22 protein-coding genes are annotated in these 17,709 nt (G+C 60.4%); 13 read left to right on the top strand and 9 right to left on the bottom strand.

The genetic code is table 11. From position 1 onward, the window contains the following. Positions 1 to 25: 25 nt before the first annotated feature. From sufC to ACQY7R_RS02450, 3 genes are all read right to left on the bottom strand, one after another. Complete coding sequence (gene sufC / locus ACQY7R_RS02460; RefSeq protein WP_428304016.1) at positions 26 to 844, bottom strand: Fe-S cluster assembly ATPase SufC; 819 nt, start codon at positions 842 to 844, stop codon at positions 26 to 28. A gap of 100 nt (positions 845 to 944) precedes the next feature. Next, positions 945 to 1,553, bottom strand: a complete 609-nt coding sequence (locus ACQY7R_RS02455; RefSeq protein WP_152099039.1) for an NADH-quinone oxidoreductase subunit B — start codon at positions 1,551 to 1,553, stop codon at positions 945 to 947. A 148-nt stretch (positions 1,554 to 1,701) separates the two neighbouring features. Beyond that, on the bottom strand, positions 1,702 to 2,331 hold the full coding sequence (locus ACQY7R_RS02450) for a helix-turn-helix transcriptional regulator (protein ID WP_428304015.1): 630 nt from the start codon (positions 2,329 to 2,331) through the stop codon (positions 1,702 to 1,704). Positions 2,332 to 2,539: 208 nt separating this feature from the next. On the opposite strand from ACQY7R_RS02450, the gene ACQY7R_RS02445 reads away from it, so the two are divergent. From ACQY7R_RS02445 to ACQY7R_RS02435, 3 genes are read left to right on the top strand one after another with little or no spacing between them, the layout of a single operon-like run. Next, positions 2,540 to 4,228 carry a sodium-dependent transporter gene (locus ACQY7R_RS02445; RefSeq protein WP_428304014.1) on the top strand — a complete coding sequence of 563 codons (1,689 nt, stop codon included), beginning with the start codon at positions 2,540 to 2,542 and terminating at the stop codon, positions 4,226 to 4,228. Further along, positions 4,225 to 4,389: a hypothetical protein gene (locus ACQY7R_RS02440; protein ID WP_428304013.1), complete on the top strand. Its 165-nt coding sequence runs from the start codon at positions 4,225 to 4,227 to the stop codon at positions 4,387 to 4,389. Before ACQY7R_RS02445 ends, ACQY7R_RS02440 begins: the two co-directional genes overlap by 4 nt. A gap of 47 nt (positions 4,390 to 4,436) precedes the next feature. Next, positions 4,437 to 4,871 carry a DUF2721 domain-containing protein gene (locus ACQY7R_RS02435; protein WP_428304012.1) on the top strand — a complete coding sequence of 145 codons (435 nt, stop codon included), beginning with the start codon at positions 4,437 to 4,439 and terminating at the stop codon, positions 4,869 to 4,871. A 99-nt stretch (positions 4,872 to 4,970) separates the two neighbouring features. Here the strand turns inward: ACQY7R_RS02435 and dusB are convergent, their stop codons facing one another. Together dusB and ACQY7R_RS02425 are read right to left on the bottom strand one after the other, a co-directional pair. After that, complete coding sequence (dusB, locus tag ACQY7R_RS02430) at positions 4,971 to 6,023, bottom strand: tRNA dihydrouridine synthase DusB (protein WP_152099043.1); 1,053 nt, start codon at positions 6,021 to 6,023, stop codon at positions 4,971 to 4,973. A 73-nt stretch (positions 6,024 to 6,096) separates the two neighbouring features. Beyond that, positions 6,097 to 7,446: a hypothetical protein gene (locus ACQY7R_RS02425; RefSeq protein ID WP_428304011.1), complete on the bottom strand. Its 1,350-nt coding sequence runs from the start codon at positions 7,444 to 7,446 to the stop codon at positions 6,097 to 6,099. Between the two features lie 628 nt (positions 7,447 to 8,074). Between ACQY7R_RS02425 and ACQY7R_RS02420 the strand changes: the two genes are divergently transcribed. The 5 genes from ACQY7R_RS02420 (at position 8,075) to ACQY7R_RS02400 (ending at position 12,374) form a co-directional block, all read left to right on the top strand. After that, positions 8,075 to 8,377: a hypothetical protein gene (locus ACQY7R_RS02420; RefSeq protein ID WP_428304010.1), complete on the top strand. Its 303-nt coding sequence runs from the start codon at positions 8,075 to 8,077 to the stop codon at positions 8,375 to 8,377. A 541-nt stretch (positions 8,378 to 8,918) separates the two neighbouring features. Continuing rightward, entirely contained in the window at positions 8,919 to 9,311 is a 393-nt protein-coding gene (locus ACQY7R_RS02415) for a PEP-CTERM sorting domain-containing protein (RefSeq protein WP_428304009.1), read from the top strand. Between the two features lie 732 nt (positions 9,312 to 10,043). Then, on the top strand, positions 10,044 to 10,322 hold the full coding sequence (locus ACQY7R_RS02410) for a hypothetical protein (RefSeq protein WP_428304008.1): 279 nt from the start codon (positions 10,044 to 10,046) through the stop codon (positions 10,320 to 10,322). A gap of 52 nt (positions 10,323 to 10,374) precedes the next feature. Next, positions 10,375 to 11,460, top strand: a complete 1,086-nt coding sequence (locus tag ACQY7R_RS02405; RefSeq protein WP_428304007.1) for an alkene reductase — start codon at positions 10,375 to 10,377, stop codon at positions 11,458 to 11,460. Positions 11,461 to 11,783: 323 nt separating this feature from the next. Continuing rightward, entirely contained in the window at positions 11,784 to 12,374 is a 591-nt protein-coding gene (locus ACQY7R_RS02400; RefSeq protein ID WP_428304006.1) for a hypothetical protein, read from the top strand. Between the two features lie 144 nt (positions 12,375 to 12,518). Here ACQY7R_RS02400 and ACQY7R_RS02395 read toward each other — a convergent pair whose 3' ends face one another. After that, positions 12,519 to 12,737 (bottom strand): hypothetical protein, encoded by a 219-nt coding sequence (locus ACQY7R_RS02395; protein ID WP_428304005.1) that lies wholly within the window; start codon positions 12,735 to 12,737, stop codon positions 12,519 to 12,521. A 109-nt stretch (positions 12,738 to 12,846) separates the two neighbouring features. Here ACQY7R_RS02395 and ACQY7R_RS02390 point away from each other — a divergent pair, with 109 nt between their 5' ends. After that, positions 12,847 to 13,272, top strand: a complete 426-nt coding sequence (locus ACQY7R_RS02390) for a hypothetical protein (RefSeq protein WP_428304004.1) — start codon at positions 12,847 to 12,849, stop codon at positions 13,270 to 13,272. Here ACQY7R_RS02390 and ACQY7R_RS02385 read toward each other — a convergent pair. Then, positions 13,226 to 13,624 carry a hypothetical protein gene (locus tag ACQY7R_RS02385; RefSeq protein WP_428304003.1) on the bottom strand — a complete coding sequence of 133 codons (399 nt, stop codon included), beginning with the start codon at positions 13,622 to 13,624 and terminating at the stop codon, positions 13,226 to 13,228. The genes ACQY7R_RS02390 and ACQY7R_RS02385 overlap by 47 nt on opposite strands. 112 nt (positions 13,625 to 13,736) lie before the next feature. Between ACQY7R_RS02385 and ACQY7R_RS02380 the strand changes: the two genes are divergently transcribed. The 4 genes from ACQY7R_RS02380 (at position 13,737) to ACQY7R_RS02365 (ending at position 15,944) form a co-directional block, all read left to right on the top strand. After that, entirely contained in the window at positions 13,737 to 14,219 is a 483-nt protein-coding gene (locus ACQY7R_RS02380; RefSeq protein WP_428304002.1) for a hypothetical protein, read from the top strand. Between the two features lie 348 nt (positions 14,220 to 14,567). Beyond that, positions 14,568 to 15,248 (top strand): hypothetical protein, encoded by a 681-nt coding sequence (locus ACQY7R_RS02375; protein ID WP_428304001.1) that lies wholly within the window; start codon positions 14,568 to 14,570, stop codon positions 15,246 to 15,248. Positions 15,249 to 15,256: 8 nt separating this feature from the next. Then, on the top strand, positions 15,257 to 15,565 hold the full coding sequence (locus ACQY7R_RS02370; protein ID WP_428304000.1) for a DUF7693 family protein: 309 nt from the start codon (positions 15,257 to 15,259) through the stop codon (positions 15,563 to 15,565). A gap of 127 nt (positions 15,566 to 15,692) precedes the next feature. After that, positions 15,693 to 15,944, top strand: coding sequence for a hypothetical protein (locus ACQY7R_RS02365; RefSeq protein ID WP_428303999.1), 252 nt, complete (start codon positions 15,693 to 15,695; stop codon positions 15,942 to 15,944). A gap of 103 nt (positions 15,945 to 16,047) precedes the next feature. Here the strand turns inward: ACQY7R_RS02365 and ACQY7R_RS02360 are convergent, their stop codons facing one another. Together ACQY7R_RS02360 and ACQY7R_RS02355 are read right to left on the bottom strand one after the other, a co-directional pair. Further along, complete coding sequence (locus ACQY7R_RS02360; protein ID WP_428303998.1) at positions 16,048 to 16,395, bottom strand: hypothetical protein; 348 nt, start codon at positions 16,393 to 16,395, stop codon at positions 16,048 to 16,050. 134 nt (positions 16,396 to 16,529) lie between these two features. Then, entirely contained in the window at positions 16,530 to 17,198 is a 669-nt protein-coding gene (locus ACQY7R_RS02355) for a hypothetical protein (protein WP_428303997.1), read from the bottom strand. Between the last annotated feature and the right edge of the window lie 511 nt (positions 17,199 to 17,709).

Genomic DNA, 17,709 nt, shown 5'->3' with positions numbered 1-17,709 from the left:
AGATTCTTATCTGTTCTGTTTCCAATTAAACGGCGGCAGCGGTCGATTGCTGCATCTCGGCGTCGACCGCCGCGGCTTCCGGGTACGCGGCGCGGATGCGGTCGTAACCCTCGGTGTACAGTTCACGGGCGAGTTCAACGCCGCCCGTTTCGACGATGCGGCCGCCGAGCATCACATGCGTGAAGTCGGGCGTGTTGTAGTCGAGCAGCTTGTCGTGGTGGGTGATGATCAGGATGCCCATTTCCGAGCCGCCGATCTCCGCGATGCTCTGGCTGGCAAGCTTGACCGCGTCGACGTCGAGACCGCTGTCGGTTTCGTCGAGGATCGCGAACTTTGGCCGCAGCATGGCGAGCTGCAGGATCTCGGCTCGCTTCATTTCGCCGCCGGAGAAGCCGTCGTTGACATAGCGGCGAGCGAACTCGACGTCCATCTTCAGCTGGTCCATCTTCTCGGTTAGTTCCTTACGGAACTGGCGCATCGGGATTAGCTCTTCGCCTTCCTTGCGGCGCGGGTTGCGGACGTTGGTCGTCGCATGACGGAGGAAGTCGGCCATCTTCACGCCGGGGACCGACATCGGCCGCTGGAACGCCATGAAGATGCCGCCGCGGGCCCGTTCCGATGCGTCCATCGCCAGGACGTCTTCGCCGTTGAGCGTGATCGAGCCTTCGGTCACCTCGTAATTCGGGTGGCCCATGATCGCGTTGCCGAGCGTGCTCTTGCCGGAGCCGTTCGGTCCCATCAAGGCGTGAATTTCGCCACGGTTGATGGTGAGGTTCACGCCCCGGAGGATTGGCTTGCCTTCGACGGAGACATGGAGGTTCGTAATCTTCAGCGTTTCAGCCATCGCAACAATAATTTCACTTTCGAGACTTGTTGTGAACTAAGCAGCGAGCCGGGGCGTCTCGCCCCCGGCGCACTCATACTCATTAATCTCAGCGTTTCACTTACCCAGTAATCTTCTGGTGATCGAACACCGGCGTCACGTCGATTTGCGGCGCGACGTAACCGCTGTGATGCGGCACCGGCAGTTCGTCTTCGACCTTCTTGCCGATCGCCTGGCCGGCGACGCGAGCAATCCGGTGTCCTTTGATCTTGTCCTGAATTCTCATTAGCCCTTCGAGCAGCGCCTCGGGCCGCGGCGGGCAACCGGGAACGTACACGTCCACCGGGACCACCAAATCAACCCCCTTCACCACGTGGTAGCCATACTTGAAGTACGGTCCGCCGCCGACGGTGCAGGCGCCCATCGCGATCACGAATTTCGGATCGGGCATCATGTTGTAAAGTCGCCGCACGCGGCTGGCCATTTTGTAAGTGACCGTGCCCGCGACGATCATCAAATCGGCCTGACGCGGCGTGGCGCGAAACGCCCCGGCGCCAAACCGATCCATGTCGTAACGACTCGCTCCCGCCGCCATCATCTCGATCGCACAGCAAGCTAACCCGAACGTCAGCGGCCAAATGCTGGCTTGCCGCGCCCAGTTGATCGCTTGCTCGACGGTCGTCGTGATGACGTTCTCCTCAAATCTTCCTTCAATCCAAGGCTGCGACATGGCGGTTCAATCGTCCTGTGAGTTGTTACCACGAGTTCGATAGCCACTAGCCGGGCTTCCGCAGCGTCTCCGCGCCAGCGGCTAAGCCCTTACGGTGAAAGGCTTAGCGTATCACGCTAGCTTTCGGCCGCCTAGGAGCCGAACTTCGCTACCCGGCTGCTCCGCTCGCCTCGAAGGTGCAACAGTTTGCACCGTCGAGACGGCACGAACTCAGCCGCACCGACTCTCCCAATACGCTCGACAGCAACATCTTCTCCATCGCACAAATCCCCCGATCTTGTTCCGCCAGATCGGGGTAGGGGCAGGCCAGCGCGGTGAGCACCGGCAACTGCTCCAACTCCTGTAGTTCAAACGGCATGTCCTGGCTCGCCATCAGGCGGGCTAAGTCAGCCATGCGCTCCTGCAGCGTTTCGCCATGCACCTCGTTGCGATAGGTCTCGGCCAACCGCTCCGAGATTCGCTTCAACAGCCCGCGACGCACCTCGATGTCGCGAATCTCGCGGATTTCGTTCCACAAGACCTGCACGAGTTGGTCGTAATTGTTAGCGCCCGAGCGGACGCCGGCGGGCGTGAGCGAATACCGATGGGTTGGCCGACCGCGGCCGACGACCTCTGCTTCTCGCGCGAGCAGCCCTTGCTCCATCAGCCGAACGAGCCGCTGGCGGACGGCGGTGGCCGTGACGCCGGTGAACTCGACCATATCGCCCACCGTCGCCGCGGGGTGGCGGCGGAGGTAGTCGACAATCGTGCGGTCGGAGAGGTCGGTAATCGCGCTCATGATCCCATCGCAGGTTGGGAGTCCCACCGACGGCAGGCCGTCGCGTGGATACTCAATCCTACAGGTGATCTGATTTATGACAACCGGCTGTTTGAAAAATGCCTAGTTGCGTCAAACCGAACGAGCGTAAGTGATTGACCCGCCGAGGCTTATCGTATAAAAGCGGGCCTGCCAGCTGCCCTTTTTAAATCGGTGACGAGCGACGCCCATGTCTGAGAAGCCCGGCGGTGAACAGTGGACCTCCCGGATGGGGGTGATCATGGCCGTGGCGGGGTCGGCCGTCGGGATCGGCAACTACCTACGGTTCCCCGGACTGGCGGTCGAGCACGGCGGGGGGGCGTTTATGCTCCCCTATTTCGTCGCCTTGCTGCTGCTCGGCATCCCCCTTTCCTGGGCGGAGTGGACGATGGGCCGCTACGGCGGCATCCGCGGGTTCAACTCGGCGCCCGGTATTTACAGCGTCATTTGGCGGCATCCAGCGGCCAAGTACTTTGGCGCCCTGGCGCTGATGATCCCGCTGATCGTCTACATGTATTACGTCCTCATCGAGGCGTGGTGCCTGAGTTATGCGATCGACTACCTCACCGGCGACCTGATGACGGGCCACGGCGGGCGGATCGATCAGGTGATCGCCGGGATGGACGTCGCGGGCGACGGGGCCGAGTTGAGTTCCGCCACCAAGGTCGCCGCGTTCAGCAAGTACTTCGACGAGTTTATTGGCGCCGGCCAGGATGGTTCGGCGATCTTCGGCGGGCGAGGCGTGTGGCTCGTCATTCTCACGTCGGTTTTTCTGCTGAACTTCGCCTGCATTTACCGCGGGCTGAGCCACGGCATCGAAAAGCTCTGCAACATTGCCATCCCGGTGCTGTTTGTCCTCTCGTTCGCGGTGCTGTTCCGCGTGCTGACGCTCGGTACGCCCGACCCCTCGAAGCCCGATCAGAACCTCATGAACGGCCTCGGCTTCATGTGGAACCCGAGCGAGAAGGCGATCGCCGAACTCGCGGACCCAAAGACCTGGCTCGATGCGGCGGGGCAGATCTTTTTCACGCTGGGCGTCGGGTTCGGAATCATCATCAATTATTCAAGCTACCTCCGTCGGAAGGATGACATCGCGCTCAGCAGTCTCACGGCGACTTCGATCAACGAGTTCTCCGAAGTTTGCCACGGCGGCCTCATTACCATTCCGGCTGCATTTGTCTTTCTCGGCATCGGCGGGCTGGCGGCGACGAATCTCGACTCGACGTTTGCCGTTGGCTTTGTCGCGCTGCCGAACGTCTTCGATGCGATGTGGGGCGGGCGGCTCTTCGGGTTCATGTGGTACTTCATGCTGTTCACGGCGGCGATCGCGGCGTCGGTCTCGATGCTACAGCCGTGCATTGCGTTTCTAGAAGAAGGCTTTGGGTTGAAGCGTCGCGCGTCGGCCGCGATCCTTGGCGGCGTCTCGGCGTTTGGCTGCACGTTTGTGCTCTACTTCTCGAAGGGAAGCGTGGCGCTCGATACGTTTGATTTCTGGGTCGGCACCTTCCTCATGTTCATGCTCGCCTTGGTGCAAACCATCCTCTACGGCTGGGTGCTCGGCATCGAGCGCGGGCACAGGGAACTCCACCAAGGCGCCAACTTGAACGTCCCCTACTTCGTCCAGTACGTGCTGAAGTACGTGACGCCGACGTATCTGGTCACGGTGTTGATCGCCTTCATTTGGCTGAAGCTTGGATCGCAGCTGGAGGCGGTCGGCAAGAGCGTCGTCGCGCAGCTGTCGCTGGGGATCATCGCGATCTTGCTCGGCGGCCTCATGGTGATGACATGGAGCGCGGGGAGGCGGTGGAGCCGTGAGGGGCGATTTAACGGGCTCGATTCGATCGGCGAGCAAGGACTCGAACCAGGAGAGAAGCGATGAATCCGGCTGGCTGGGCGATCATGATCGTTTCGATTGGTTCGGTGTGCGCGCTGTCGGCGTTTTGCTTTTACCGACTGCTGATGCTGCCGCCGCGGGAACTGCTGGAGCATGAGAAGGCGCCGCTCGACATTGATACGCGCGACACGGATGAATCGCGGTAGTCGCTGCTCACGCGTGCGATCGCCCTCAGCATGGATGTAAACCACCTGTGCCGCTCAACGAACTCATTCCCGTCCTGCAAACCGCGATTGGTCCGGTGATTCTCATCTCCGGCATCGGGGCGCTGCTCCTCTCGATGAATCATCGGCTGGGGCGAATCATCGATAGGTCGCGGAACCTCGTCGATCTGCGGCGGACAGCGAGCGAGAAGCGGCTACTGCGGATCGAGCTGCAGCTCGGCATTTTGTGGCGGCGAGCGCGGATCTTGCAGAAGGCGATCACCCTGGCGGTGACGACGGCGCTGCTGGCCGTGACGATCGTGATCGTGCTGTTCATCGGCACGCTATTGGTGCTGCCGATTTCGGTGGTGATCGTGATTCTGTTCAGCGCGTGCCTCGCGTGTTTGGCGGCATCGCTGAGTTTCTACCTGAAAGATATCAACCTCTCGCTGCGGGCGCTGGCGCACGAGCTCGATCAGGAGTAGGTCGCGCTTCCTAGCCCCGGGGTTCGCCCGGGGGTGACGTAACGCCACGCGCGACGATGTCGATCGGAATGGAGAGCGACCCCCGGGCGGAGCCCGGGGCTAGAGGGGGAAGTAGCGTTCCACCACGTCGAAGAATTCCTGCGGCGTCGAGATCGTGGCGACGTACTTGCGAAACTCGCGGGCGCCGGGGCGGCCTTGGGCGTAGCAGCAGGCGTACTTCCGCATCAGGACGCTCGCCTTCTCCTCGCCGAAGCGTTCGCAGACGAGCTGGTAATGGTGGAGCATCAGCTCCTTTTGCTCGGGGAGCGTCGGATCGGGCGGGATCGGCTCGCCGCGCACCGCGGCGGCGGCTTGGGCGTAGAGCCAGGGTTTGTTGAGCGCCGCGCGGGCGATCATCACGCCGTCGACGTCATAGCGCTTGAACGCATTGACGACCTTTTCGGCCGAATCGAGGTCGCCGTTGCCGATGAGCGGGATCCGCTTGAGGTGCGGCTTGATCGAACTGATGCGATCCCAATCGGCCTCGCCGGTGAACATGTCGGCCGCGGTACGGCCATGCACGGTCAGCGCCGAGGCGCCGGCGCCTTCGACAACCTGGGCGACGTCGATCGCGTTGATCTGGTCGCGAGTGCAGCCGAGGCGGATCTTCGCCGTGACCGGCGTCGGCGCGCAGGCGGCGACGACGCGCTCGATAATCTGCCCCATCAGCTCGGGGAACCGCAGCAGGTAGGAACCGCTATGGGCCCGCTGCGTTACCTGCCGCACGGGGCAGCCGAAGTTGATGTCGACGACGCTCACCTGATACTCGGTGGCGAGGCGATGGCCGACCTTGGCGAGTGTTTCGGGCTCGTTGTCCCAAATTTGCACGGCGAGCGGGCGGGCTTCGGCGGCGACGCCCCACAGGCGGTCGGGGTGTTCGGCCTCGTGCTCGTCCATCCAAACGAAGCCGCGAGCGTTGACCATCTCGGTGGCGAGGAGCCCGGCGCCGCCAAACTCGCGAACGATCTGGCGGAAGGCGTAGTTGGTGAACCCCGCCATCGGAGCCTGCAGGATCGGCGGGTCGACCAGCTGCGTGCCGATGTAGAACGGCTTCGCCAGCGGTCGCGGGAGGTCGGCGAAGTCGATCGAGGTTTCGGTCGTGGCGGCTGGCATGATGTGCGAAGAGCCCCCGGAATGAACCCGGGGGCTCGCTAGTTGTTATGTTCTCGCTACTTTTCCCGAACGCTTAGTCGCGATCAAGGACGTCGCGGAGGTGGCGGACGACGATCGAACGCTCGCGTTCGCGGCCGAGGAGCCGTTGTAGCGGGCGGCGGACTTCCTGGTGGCGTTCGGCGAACGTCGACGGCGTGCCGTCATTCTTCCTAGTCGCTTCGGCGCCTTCAGTCGGCGTCACCGGCTCGGTCGCGGCGACCGGCTCAATGCCGCCTTGGCTCCAATTCAATGGATCGGTCGTCGTCGAGACGCGGATCATCATCGCTACCAGCCGATCGGCCGGCACTTCCGCGGGAGCGGCAAGCTCCGTGTAAGCGGCGATCTCTTGGTTGTACTCGCGAGCGCGAGCGACGAAGGCCCGACGCTGGAGAGAGAGCAACTGTTGTGCGGCGAGCAGGTCGCTGCCGTCGCCCGACGGGTTGCGGTTGGCGCTGACCAACGCGCGGAAAGCTTGGGCGTCTTCGATCGCTTGGGTCATGTCGCGGAGTTCCGCGTGGCGGAGCGAGAGCACTTCAGCGAGCTTCTTCGCCACCAGATCTTGGCGCTGGGCGAAGATCTCTTCGTACTCAGCGTTGTAGCGACCGCAGTGGGGGACGTCGGCCGGCAGCGGGAGCGAGGAGAGGCCGCCGCCGAGGAGGTTATGAAGTTGCAGTTGAGCGGCTTGAGCCGCCTTCTTTGCTAGGTCAACGCGGCTCGCCAATTCTGTACCGCGGGCGTCCCATTGCTGGCCGGGGAGGTTGACGCCGGCTCGCAACGTGGCGAGTTCCTGCGATTCGAGCAAGGCGAGATAGTAGTCGGCCGTCGCGGCGGCGAGATCCCAGTAGGCCTTCGCCCGTTGGGTTTGGTCTTGGCGAGTGCGGGAGTCGCGGACCGCTTCGCCGAGCGTGACCGGCGTTCCGGTGAGCGTCGCCGTGGCGGGGGCCTGCATCAGGTCCTGCATCATCTTCGAGGGCTTGGGGCCCTTGGTGAGGAGCGACCGTTGATCGCTGCCGGCGGGTTCGAGCGCTGCGGCGGCAGCCGGTGGCGTGTGAACCGCGGCGGCGCTGGCGGCGGGATCCGCGACCGGGTTGAATTCAGCGGCGGCGGGAGCCGGAGCTGTGAACGGGTTGCCGGCAGGCGTCGGCTCGGCGGCGCCGGCGGGCGGGGCCGCGATCGTCGGAGCGGGCGACGCGTCGAACATGTTCTTCAGGTCGGCTTGCGCCTCGGCGGCTTCTGCGGGAGCGGCGGCCGGTTGGCTCGCCTCGGCTGCGGGAGCCGATTCATGGGCTGCGGCTGGGCTGCCGGATTCGGAGTAACGGCCTTCTTGAGCGTGGGCGACATGCCCGAGACAAGCCAGGGTCATCCCGGCGAGAAGCAGCCTCATCGTGTAAATCCTCCGTCGGTGGTCGGCGCCGGCGTGGCGGGCGAGATGCGTTGGCAGGCGGGCGAAGTAGGCGGGGGGTGTCCGAATCCCCGGAAAGCAGAAGGTATTAGGGTCGCACGGTGTGGGCCGGGAGTCAATCGTTTGGCGGGCTTCCGAGGGGAGAGATTGGGGCCGAAGTAGCCACTTCGGCTGAGCTTGGGAGGGGTGGGCAGTTCGGGGTGAGTTGCGGGCAATAATATGCGGTCGGGATGTCGTGTCGCGTTCCTCTAAGGAGCAAAAGCGATTTCAGGCGACACTAAGGAGTTGTCGTTAAGTCCTTATGGTACAATCGGTTGCATTGCCTCCGGTCGTCACTGATGTCGCATTGAAGGCGACACTCGAAGCGATACGACACGCAGACGGTTGCGGCACTGGCGGACTCATCAGTCGGAGTTCCAGGTAGGTCGTGTGGTGTGTACGGGTGTTCATTGTCGCTGGTGGCGCGGCCAAATGCAAGTCGAGAAATGCTATATTTGCTCGGCCGAAGCTGCCGGAGCCGCGGGAAGACGTTTCCGGAACACGGATACAATGTCTGCCGCGGTTGGAGCGGAACCAGGCGACTCAAAATGGACCCCATGGCGCGAAGCCGATGAAAAGCGATCCCACACCCGCCGCCTCTACTGAGGAGGTTGCCGCGCTGGCGGCCTCGGCAAGCGAGTCGTGCGTCCGGAAGCAGGGGGCCGTGGCCGTGGGGGCGCAGGCTTCGGGGGCGATGGCGATCGCCGCGTTCACGGTCGGCGCGTTGGCCGTGGGAGCGGTGGCGATCGGGGCGCTCGCGATTGGCCGCCTGGCGGTGAGGCGGCTGACGGTGCGGCAAGCTCGGTTTAACCGACTGGAAATTGACGAGCTTTCGGTGGGGAAACTGCGGGTGCGCGAGATTGTGACTGACTAGCGCGGTGCGCTGGGCCCGTACCGCGCTGGTGTGGAAGGCGTGCGCGCCGCCTCTTGCCAACTACGCCGCCCCGGTAGGCGAGTATGCCAACCGGGGCTAGTTAATGTTTGATGGGGAGACGCCAACTCTCGACCCATCATGTCGACGCTTCGCGACGACGTGTCACTCGCCGCCGTCTATTGGGCGCTCAACTGTCTGATTTGCTGAGATACGCAGCGATGCGTATATTGGCCGATATTGTACTCTTCCCCCAAATGACGAGGGTCTCATGAGATCGTTAGGAATAGCCGCCTCGATTCTCCTCTGTTTACGTTGCGTTGTCGTTGAGGCGGCATCCACTCCGTTGCTATCCGTGGACCCGGCAGTAGACGCTTGGTTTGTCGAGCCTGCGAACAACAAAACGTGGGGGTACTTGTTCGAGGTCAAGTCGCCGATCACCGCGACTCATCTTGGATGGAACGACACGGGTCGTAACGGTCTTTCCCACTCACACCAAGTCGGGATTTGGAAAGACACCGTAGGGAATGGTCAGCCTACCACGTTGTTGACTAGCGCAACGATTCCGGCTGGTTCAGTTGCCGAACTCAGCGGGCCATGGCGCCGCATCCAAATCGCACCGCTTGTACTCCAGCCAGGGTTTTACTCGATTGGCGGGCAGAACAAGGCGCAATCCACTGACGACATGGTCTACATCGGCGACCCGCCGCTATCGGTCGTCGACCCGCGCGTGGACATTATCAGCTTCGACTTCAATATCAATGGCCCCGACGGATTTCATCCGCCCGGTTCGGCGCCTTCGGGGTGGTACGCTTTTCGAGGCGTCGAATTGGGGCCAATGCTCTTTGTTGAAGCTGTCCCCGAACCAGCCACAGCGTCGCTCTTCTTGATTGGATTAGCGTTTCTCGCCGGGCGGAAGCGGCGCAAATTAAGGTGACTCAATTCGTCGGTGATTTGCAACTATATCGACGAAGGCGCGGTCTGCTAACGGTTGAAAAAGCGGGTTGGCGTAGGCCGAGAGCGATAAGGGTTAAGGTGAGCATCAATTTACGCGCATGGCCTTTTTGCTGCGTTTGGGCGCATTAATTTTATGGTTTTCCACGTCAATCGGCTGGAGATTGCCGAGCTGTCGGTGGGGAATTTGCGAGTGCGGAGGTTGTTGCTGACTGACGGTAGTTGGCAACGCCGCTTCGCTGGGATCGTTGAGCTGATGCCTCTTGCGGCTTCGCCGCCCCGGTAGGCGGATACGCCAACCGGGGCTGCCCGACGCCTTACGACGACATGCCACTCGCCGCTGATTTGTAACGTCGCGTGTAGACGCTCGCGCTGGCATGGCATGCAACGCGTCCACCGCGACCACCGCGACCAACGGTCGCGGCTTTTTGTTTGATCGCGGCGTTTGCTACACTGCTGAGATGCGGTTCAGCGTTCGTTACATTCTTATGTGCGTGATGCCATACGTTGCGATCGTGGCTTGGGTCAATTCGTTAGATCACGATCGGCTTTCAGCGAGAGCGCGCATTCTCGTGACATTGCTGTTTCTCGTGATCTGGGCAAGCGTTTTCGTCGTGCCCGAACTTCGCGCCTTGCGCGGTCCTAAACGCCGCGTTAACGACGAGTAGCATTGGCGAATGCGTCGACTTGACGTTCCCGTTTTGGAGTTTGTGCGATGAGTGGTGCGAAAGATGGAGCCGACGAAGCCAAAGAACGAGACGACGTGCGAGACGATCTGCAGCAAGAAGTTCACGAGCACTTGGCTGAACTCCAAGAACTGCTCGAAGATCCCAAGTCTCGCGCTCGATCCTTGGCTAACGGCGATATCGATTTGGGCGAGCTGTTGTCATATCACGATGCGCTGATCAAAGCTTGCGAGAAGTTCGCGCTGACGGAAGAGCTGGAATTGCTTGCCGAAATGCGGGAACATCCTGTGCAATGGTTGCGGGAGTAAAGCTCTTTTCGCGGCGAGGTAAGGCGGCGGTCTTCATTGAAAGAGTATTGCGATGAACGATAACGATGTGTTGTTTCAACCGCTGCAGGTCGGGGCGATCGAGTTCCCGCATCGGATTGTGATGGCGCCGCTCACGCGGGCGCGGTCGACTGGTCGTGTGCCGAACGCGATGATGGCTGAGTATTACCGCCAGCGGGCCGGGGCGGCAATTATCGTGACCGAGGCGACGGCGATCAGCGCCGAGGGGTATGGCTGGCACGGGGCGCCGGCGATGTACACCGATGAGCAGGCGGCCGGTTGGGCGCGTGTGGTCGCGGGCGTGCACGAGGCGGGTGGCCGGATCGTGCTGCAGTTGTGGCACATGGGGCGGGTGTCGCATCCCGATTACCAGGCGGGCGGCGCCGCGCCGGTGGGGCCGAGCGCGATCGCGGCCGCGGGCGAAGCGCACACGCCGACGGGGAAGAAACCGTACGTCGTGCCGCGGGAGTTGACGGTCGCCGACGTCAAGCGAATCGTCGGCGACTACGCGACGGCGACGCGGCGGGCACGCGAGGCGGGATTCGACGGCGTCGAAATCCATGGCGCCAATGGGTATCTCATCGATCAGTTCCTGCGCGACGGTTCGAACCAGCGGCGCGACGAGTATGGCGGTTCGATTGAGAATCGCAGCCGGTTTCTCCGCGAGGTGATCGAAGCGGTGACGGCGGCGTGGTCGGCCGATCGGACCGGCTTGCGAGTGAGCCCGACGATGAACGGACAGGGGATGTCGGACAGCAATCCGATCGCACTCTATTCGTATGTCGGCGAGATGCTCAATCAGTATGGGCTCGCCTATTTGCACGTGGCGGAGTCGATTCGGCCGGGGCGGTTATTCAACGCCGACGCGCCGCGGGTGACGCCGTCGATTCGCGCGGCGTATCGCGGCGTGTTGATTGCCAACGGCGGCTACGACAAGCAGACCGCGGCGGCGGCGATTCGCGACGGCGCGGCCGATGCGATCGCGTTTGGGCAGCCATTCATTGCGAACCCCGATTTACCGGCGCGGCTGCGGAGCGATGCGCCGCTGAATGAGCCGAACGTGGCGACGTATTACTCGGAGGGGGCGGCAGGGTATACGGACTATCCGGCGTTGGCGTGAAATCGCCTCGTTTTCGGCAAATCGCAAACTGTCCAACGCATGTTCTAACGCACGGGCGACATCGTTGCCGTCGCCATGCAGGCCTCGCCAGCTAGTTCTGGCGGTTCGTTCTTTTACCGCTCGAACTTTGGCCCACGTCGCGCGAGCAGCGTCTCGGCGCGGGCAAGAAGTCGTCGATTTTTACGCCATGCTATCAATTTTAAAAAAGATAGAGAAGGGAGTAAATGTGTATTGATTTACGGATTAAGTTGTTTCTAATGCGGGCAATTCTTATCAACGCGACACATTCTGTCGCTAACGCCCGCATTCAAAGGAGTTCGACGATGCGAAGAACAAGATTGGCGTATTTTGCAATCGCTTGCTTAGCCGTCGCGTTCGCAGGCGGCACTGCGATTGCCGCGGACGTCGAGTATCAGATCTTCATCAATGGCGTGCGAGCCGCCACCCATCAGCTTTCGCCGGGTTGGCATACGATCACGATCAAAGGAAAGGTTTCCAACAATGTGATCGTTACCGGAATCGACGGCGGGTTCCTCCAATCGGCAGTTAACCTCAGCGACACTAACGACGAAGTTCTCTGGGAGGAGGCGGGCACTTCAGGAACATGGGATTCGACGGCAAACGCCTCTTTCGATGGTCATTTCCCTGGGACGCTCGTCGACGGGGACACTGAATTCATCGCGGAGACGGCCTATGTCACTCCAGGAAACTGGAACACGAAGTACGACGCCATCGGCGCCGACGTCTTCGACATCGTCGCAACCGGCGATTTCTACTGGAGCGGGGAAGAAAGTACGATCGACCTGGACGCCTACACCGACGAGATCGGGGTGGCGACGCTCAAAGGGTCAAACATTGGATTCAAAATGCCGGATAGCGTCACCGGCGACTCCACTTCGCTGGAGCAGCCTTAGGATTTCGTTCCAGCGCTGATGAAGTTGTCGCTTTGAGAGGGACCGGCACTTGCTTGCCGGTCCTCTTTTCGTTGCGTCGAGGATAGCCAACCTTCCGCTGGCTGCTTTTTGACTAACGCGGAGAGGGGCTGCTTAAGAAAGGGATTAGTTACGATGCCTCGCCGAATAGTCCTTCGGACGCCAACGAACCTTCGCAGCCAAGTCCTGGATGAAGGCGTCTCCCTCTACCTCGTACCGCTGGCGTTCAGCTTCATTGAGGGCTATCGTCACCACGAATTCCCCGATGGCGCCGCACAGTACGCTAAGCACCAACTCGGGGCCATCGTCACGCAGCAGCACGCCGTATTCGATCTCCTTTTCCATGCCTCTCACTATAGCGGCGGTGATCGTGTTCGCCCGCGCCGTCCGCTATACTTCCCCGATGCTCACCAACCTGCGCTACGCGCTGGCGACGATCTGATTCGCGCTTAGCGTGGCATGCTTGGGGCTGTGGGGATGGACAAACTGCTACAGCAATCACCGGCTAGTCGTCGAACACATCCATAAGGAGCATGCGCCGTTCGAAACAGTCAGCGAGCTGGTAGTAGTCATGGATGGTGGAGCGAAACTGATAGTTCCCGCGAGCGCCCGCATCGGCCGCTACCGCAAGGCCTTCGTTGAGGAACTTCACTCAGTGGCGAAGGCGCACATTACTCGCAACTGGGAGGGCGAGGGCTATTTCTATGCATTGGAGCACTGGCCGTACACTGCCTATCGATTCCCCCTCTGGTACGCCGCCCTCGTCTTCGTCCTCGCTGGCGTCGGCGCTCTCCGTCTTGGTCGCCGCTTCACGCTCCGTTCGGTGAGCATCGCTACGACGGTTGTGGCTGGGCTGATGGGGATGGTGGTGGCGTTGTGACGGATATCGGTCTCCCAAGCAATTCCAGCAACTTTTCGCCAACGGCACGATAGTGCGGCTGCATTTGCCGGTAGTACAAGCGACGTTCCTCGATGGTGCGCCCGTCCCTGACGTAGGCATGCCGGTCGTCGTAGTAATTGCGGGACGCAAATTCAATCAGCATTTTTTGCATAGCGAGACGAGCTGACTCCGGCAGAATCCCTAAGCATGGCTCGGCGGCCGCCAATTCACTTTCCATAACCACGACCAGAAATTCATTTGCGAGTTCATCATCGCAAAAGCCATTGGCGTTGCGGTCACGGAACGACGAGAGTTGAGTAATCCTGCGGATTGCGGATTCTGCGTCGGTCACTGCTAGGGTCCTGATTGTAAATGATCGCTGAAGCATTCACTGATACACTAGGTTCTGTTACCCCAGCTTAGCAAAGTTCCCACTCGCTTCGGCGGCGGCTAGAATGAGCGGTATGACGCTCGATGAGGCTAAACACGCTGCAAAGATCATGGCTGGCGAGAAAGGCGTCGTCTTGGGCGAGTTGCTCTGGAGTCAGGCCGCGATTGAAGAAGGCGCATGGGCTTTAGGATACGCGGTGACAGACGAGTCGCTGTGTTTTTCCTGGAACTTTCTGCTCCGCCCGTCACGCCAGAATGAAATTATGGTCTGCGCGCCGAACGTCCCGAAAAGCTGGCGTCCCGGCACGGGTGGAGTGCTAAGCATGAAATGGAAGAATGTCTTAGGTGCTCTATTTGTGCTCTTCGCCGCCCTGGCGTTTCTGTACGCCACAGGACTCACTGTCGTTTTGGTTCAGGCCTCCGAGTTTAAAGAGGCCTCGTTCGTCTGGGCTGTTGGAGCATTTATCGCGATAGTCCTGCTCGTCGCGAGCGGAATAGCGTGGGCTGGTGTTCGGCTTCTCCGTCGGCCTAACCCTGCCCCGGAATCCGGCGACTAGGTCCGCTCACAAGGGCGCTCAGTATGGATGGCCGATTAATACTATCGGGAATGCCGCTGGCGACTGCTGTCTTTGGGCTTTGGTTAGCAGGCCGATTTCGCGGCCGCCAACGCAATGCGACCAAGGAAGAAAAAACTCTCGCGGCGGTCGTGTTGGCGTGGTCAGCTCTGCCGCTAATCATTTACTACGGGCTGTACTGGCTGTCACTTGAAGGAGGCTAGGTCTGCTTTCACTGGGGAGCGGCGAGAAGTAGAATGCCTATTGCGGCTATTTGGGTCGTATAGCGTCGTGCAGCTTCGATTGACATTCCCGAGGTGACTAGTGAATTTGAGGCACATTGTAGGCGTCATGGCGTTGCTTGCGGCGTACTACGCGCCGGCTACGACCTCTGCCAGTTTGGATCAGTATTTCACGCCGAGCACGGTTAGCGGGGCTCTCAACGTGGGCGACTCGAACCAAGTCGACTGGGCGCAAACGTTTACTGTGGGAATGACGGGAACGTTATCCGGTTTCGATATCTGGATCGAGCGACATCCGACGGTTCAATTGCCTCTACTCTTCGACATCCGCACCACGTCAGGCGGTCTACCTACCCTGTCGGACGTGGGTCCGCACATACTGATTGCAGGCGAGAAAGCCGCATCAGATATTCCAGTCGATCGACACGATCTCTCTTTGCCGCTTGAGCTCGTGCATTTCGATTTGTCGTCAGCCTCCATTGCTGTAACAGTCGGCGACGTTCTAGCAATCGTGCTACGCAGCGACGACCCAAGCGGTCAACCGGATGGGCTGACATACAGTTGGTTCGCAGCGTCTGCAGGCGGGGTGAATCCATTCTATCCCGGTGGAGAGTCCTACGCGTTCTCCGGCGGTTGGTTTGATTTGCCGGCAGCAGGCGACGCCGTGTTCCGCACTTACGTGACGCCGATTCCAGAGCCCACAGCCTGCTGCCTCTTGGGATTGGGCTGCGTAATGTTCGGAATGGCTCGATCGAGACGCTTTCACCCCGCCCGTCGCCAGCGGATGTAGTGAGGGGCATGGGAGACGAAGTACTTCATCTGCTACGTTGCGTTGGTAAAGGAGACGTTTTTCCAGTCCTTATCGATCTGCCTTCCGCGATCGAGATAGGGCTCGTTTCTTTTGGCGTGGCCGATTGGACTGTGCGGATCTTTTTTGATGTCGGCGCTTTTGACTACGTTGACAGAGCAATCTCCCCAAACGGCCAAGCAATTGAGTTTGGCGAACGCCCGGAAAATTCTCCTGACAATGCGTTGCAGCTCGAATCATCAAGCCTCTATGCAGCTATGGTGAACGCGTTTGAAAGTGCGACGCAGCAGCAGCTTTAATCGCATATCCTGCGGTCGGCGGCGGGACGGGGGGGTGGGGGAAGCGGGAAGAAACTGGCCAAGCTTCCTGAAGCGGCGGCGAATAGAATGAGTTCGGCAGTTTCCCAATCACCTTCAAGCTTTCCTTATGAAAAACAACGTCGCCATCGCTTTGATCATCATGGGAACCATGCTAGTCATGGCGCCAGCCGTCTCCGACTTCCTTTATCAACTGAACGTCGTCACCGTTCTATCTCAAGCAAAATCGGAAAGCGTCACATTGCAGGGGCAGATGGGCGACTATTACCGCTTCGCCTGCTGGGCGACGGGCGCCGGCATGATCGCCGCTGCGACATACTGTTCGCTTTTCAGAAAAGAGCCGTGCGTTGCAACGGCATAATTTGCGGCCGGGAGGCGAGGGCGGTAGAGCGGCGGGCAAAACGGGCTCACGATGACTCCAATTCGAAAACGATCGCTGCTGCTGAATCTCCTCGAAATCATCATTACCCGTCTTCATCGCTTTCTGGCGGGCAATATATTTCGACGTACACCTTGTCGGCTTCAGGAAATAGCGATTCGATCTCTTGCTCGTACACGGCGTCGCCCCCTTCGTAGGCCGGCCCCACGCCCCAGATCTCCGAATAGCCATGCTCGCCGAAGAGGGAGAGTATTCCGGGGGCTCGCACTGCTGGATCTGGCTCGGCCATGATCGCGCCTCGTGCTAGGCAGTCACGGCGTTGCTGGAGCCAGTTCATCTGGCGCCACATGAGAAGCGAGAGCAACGTCATCGCCGCGAGGAGCACCCGCAGGGAATAACGAGGTAGCCAGCGATTGATGATTTCAACACTCATGGCCGCCAATCTCTTTTCGGAACGTTTGCTTTACAAGCGTCCCGAATTTTTCGCCGCATAGATTGAGCGGTGGTGCGTCTGCGGCGGTTGGCGATGGGAATCAGGCGCGCAGGCGACGGGGTGCGTTCAGGGCGCTAGCGCCCTGAACGCGACGCCCATGATTTCCGCCGAGCCACTACTGCCACTGTGCTCGCGACGGCAAGCAAAACAGCGCTCGGTTCAGGAACGGTGACGTAGCTAACGTCGTCCATTCCGTATCGCTCTAATTTATCGTTGGCATTGCGGATATCGACCTCACTGAACGGCGTTGTTGACACCACCCCGAAGAAGTTAGAGAGATAACCTCCGGGCCCGAAGGGTGATATTCGAAAGGATTCGCCGGCGACGCGAACGTCATCAATACCGCGGTCGTCGAGGGCGCCGAAATTTGCTGCAAACGCCGTGATCGGTTGGTGGAACACAAGCGTGTTGAAATGCGGTCGGGACCACTCTGGACTATGAACGTCGCCCACGAAGTAGGCGCCGGTTAAGTACGGAGTTTCGTAAACGCCATCAGCGCCGTTATCTACGCCAATGCGGCCGTGGTTGGCGTCAACGACGATGTCGAATGCCGGCGTAACGAACGTTCCACCGATTTGCGGCAACTCTGTGAAGTCGGTAAACGACTCGAATGTTTCCGTCTGATGTGGCCCTGCCGCGGCCGCCCATGCAGTCCGATCGGTGTAAATCGTGAGAGCTGCGTTCGTGCGGCTCGCCGTGAAGATCGCGGCGGCTGCGGCGATCAATGCGGTGGTTCGGTTCATGAGATCTGGCGCTAAGTGGATAGTGAATGAGGACAGGCCGCAGTGTAATCGATCGGGCTGCCAATCTCAAAGAACTTGCCTTCCCTCAATCTTCATGTGCTTCTGCTGAAAAATTCGGTACTCGGGCATCCTCGCCCGCTACCTACGGGGGATGAAGCGCGAGGACGACAAGGTTCAGCGCTAACGACCCGACCAACTGGGGCCTCAAGCTGGCCAACCAACTGATGCAGGAGATAGAAGAGGGCGAGTCGATTGACCTCGACGACTGCTGCCCGACCGCGGTGGAGCGTGTGGCTGCTGATGCTCGTCGCGTTAGCGTCAAGCGGGATGTGATTCCGTTTCGGGCAAAGCGACAAGAATAAGGCGTGTAGTCGTTTTGCAGCTTTTCAATGCCGCGCGGGCAGACAGCGGGGTTATTTGCGAGGGCGGAGGGCGGCGAAGTCGAACACGGCACCTACGATCGCCCCCAAAATAGCTCTCTTTAAGAATTCGACTCGACTTATCGCGAATG

The sequence above is a fragment of the Lacipirellula sp. genome, from assembly GCF_965279485.1.
GTDB lineage: Bacteria > Planctomycetota > Planctomycetia > Pirellulales > Lacipirellulaceae > Lacipirellula.
The sequence above is the reverse complement of the archived record's forward strand: the minus strand, read 5'-3'. Positions and strand labels throughout refer to the sequence as shown.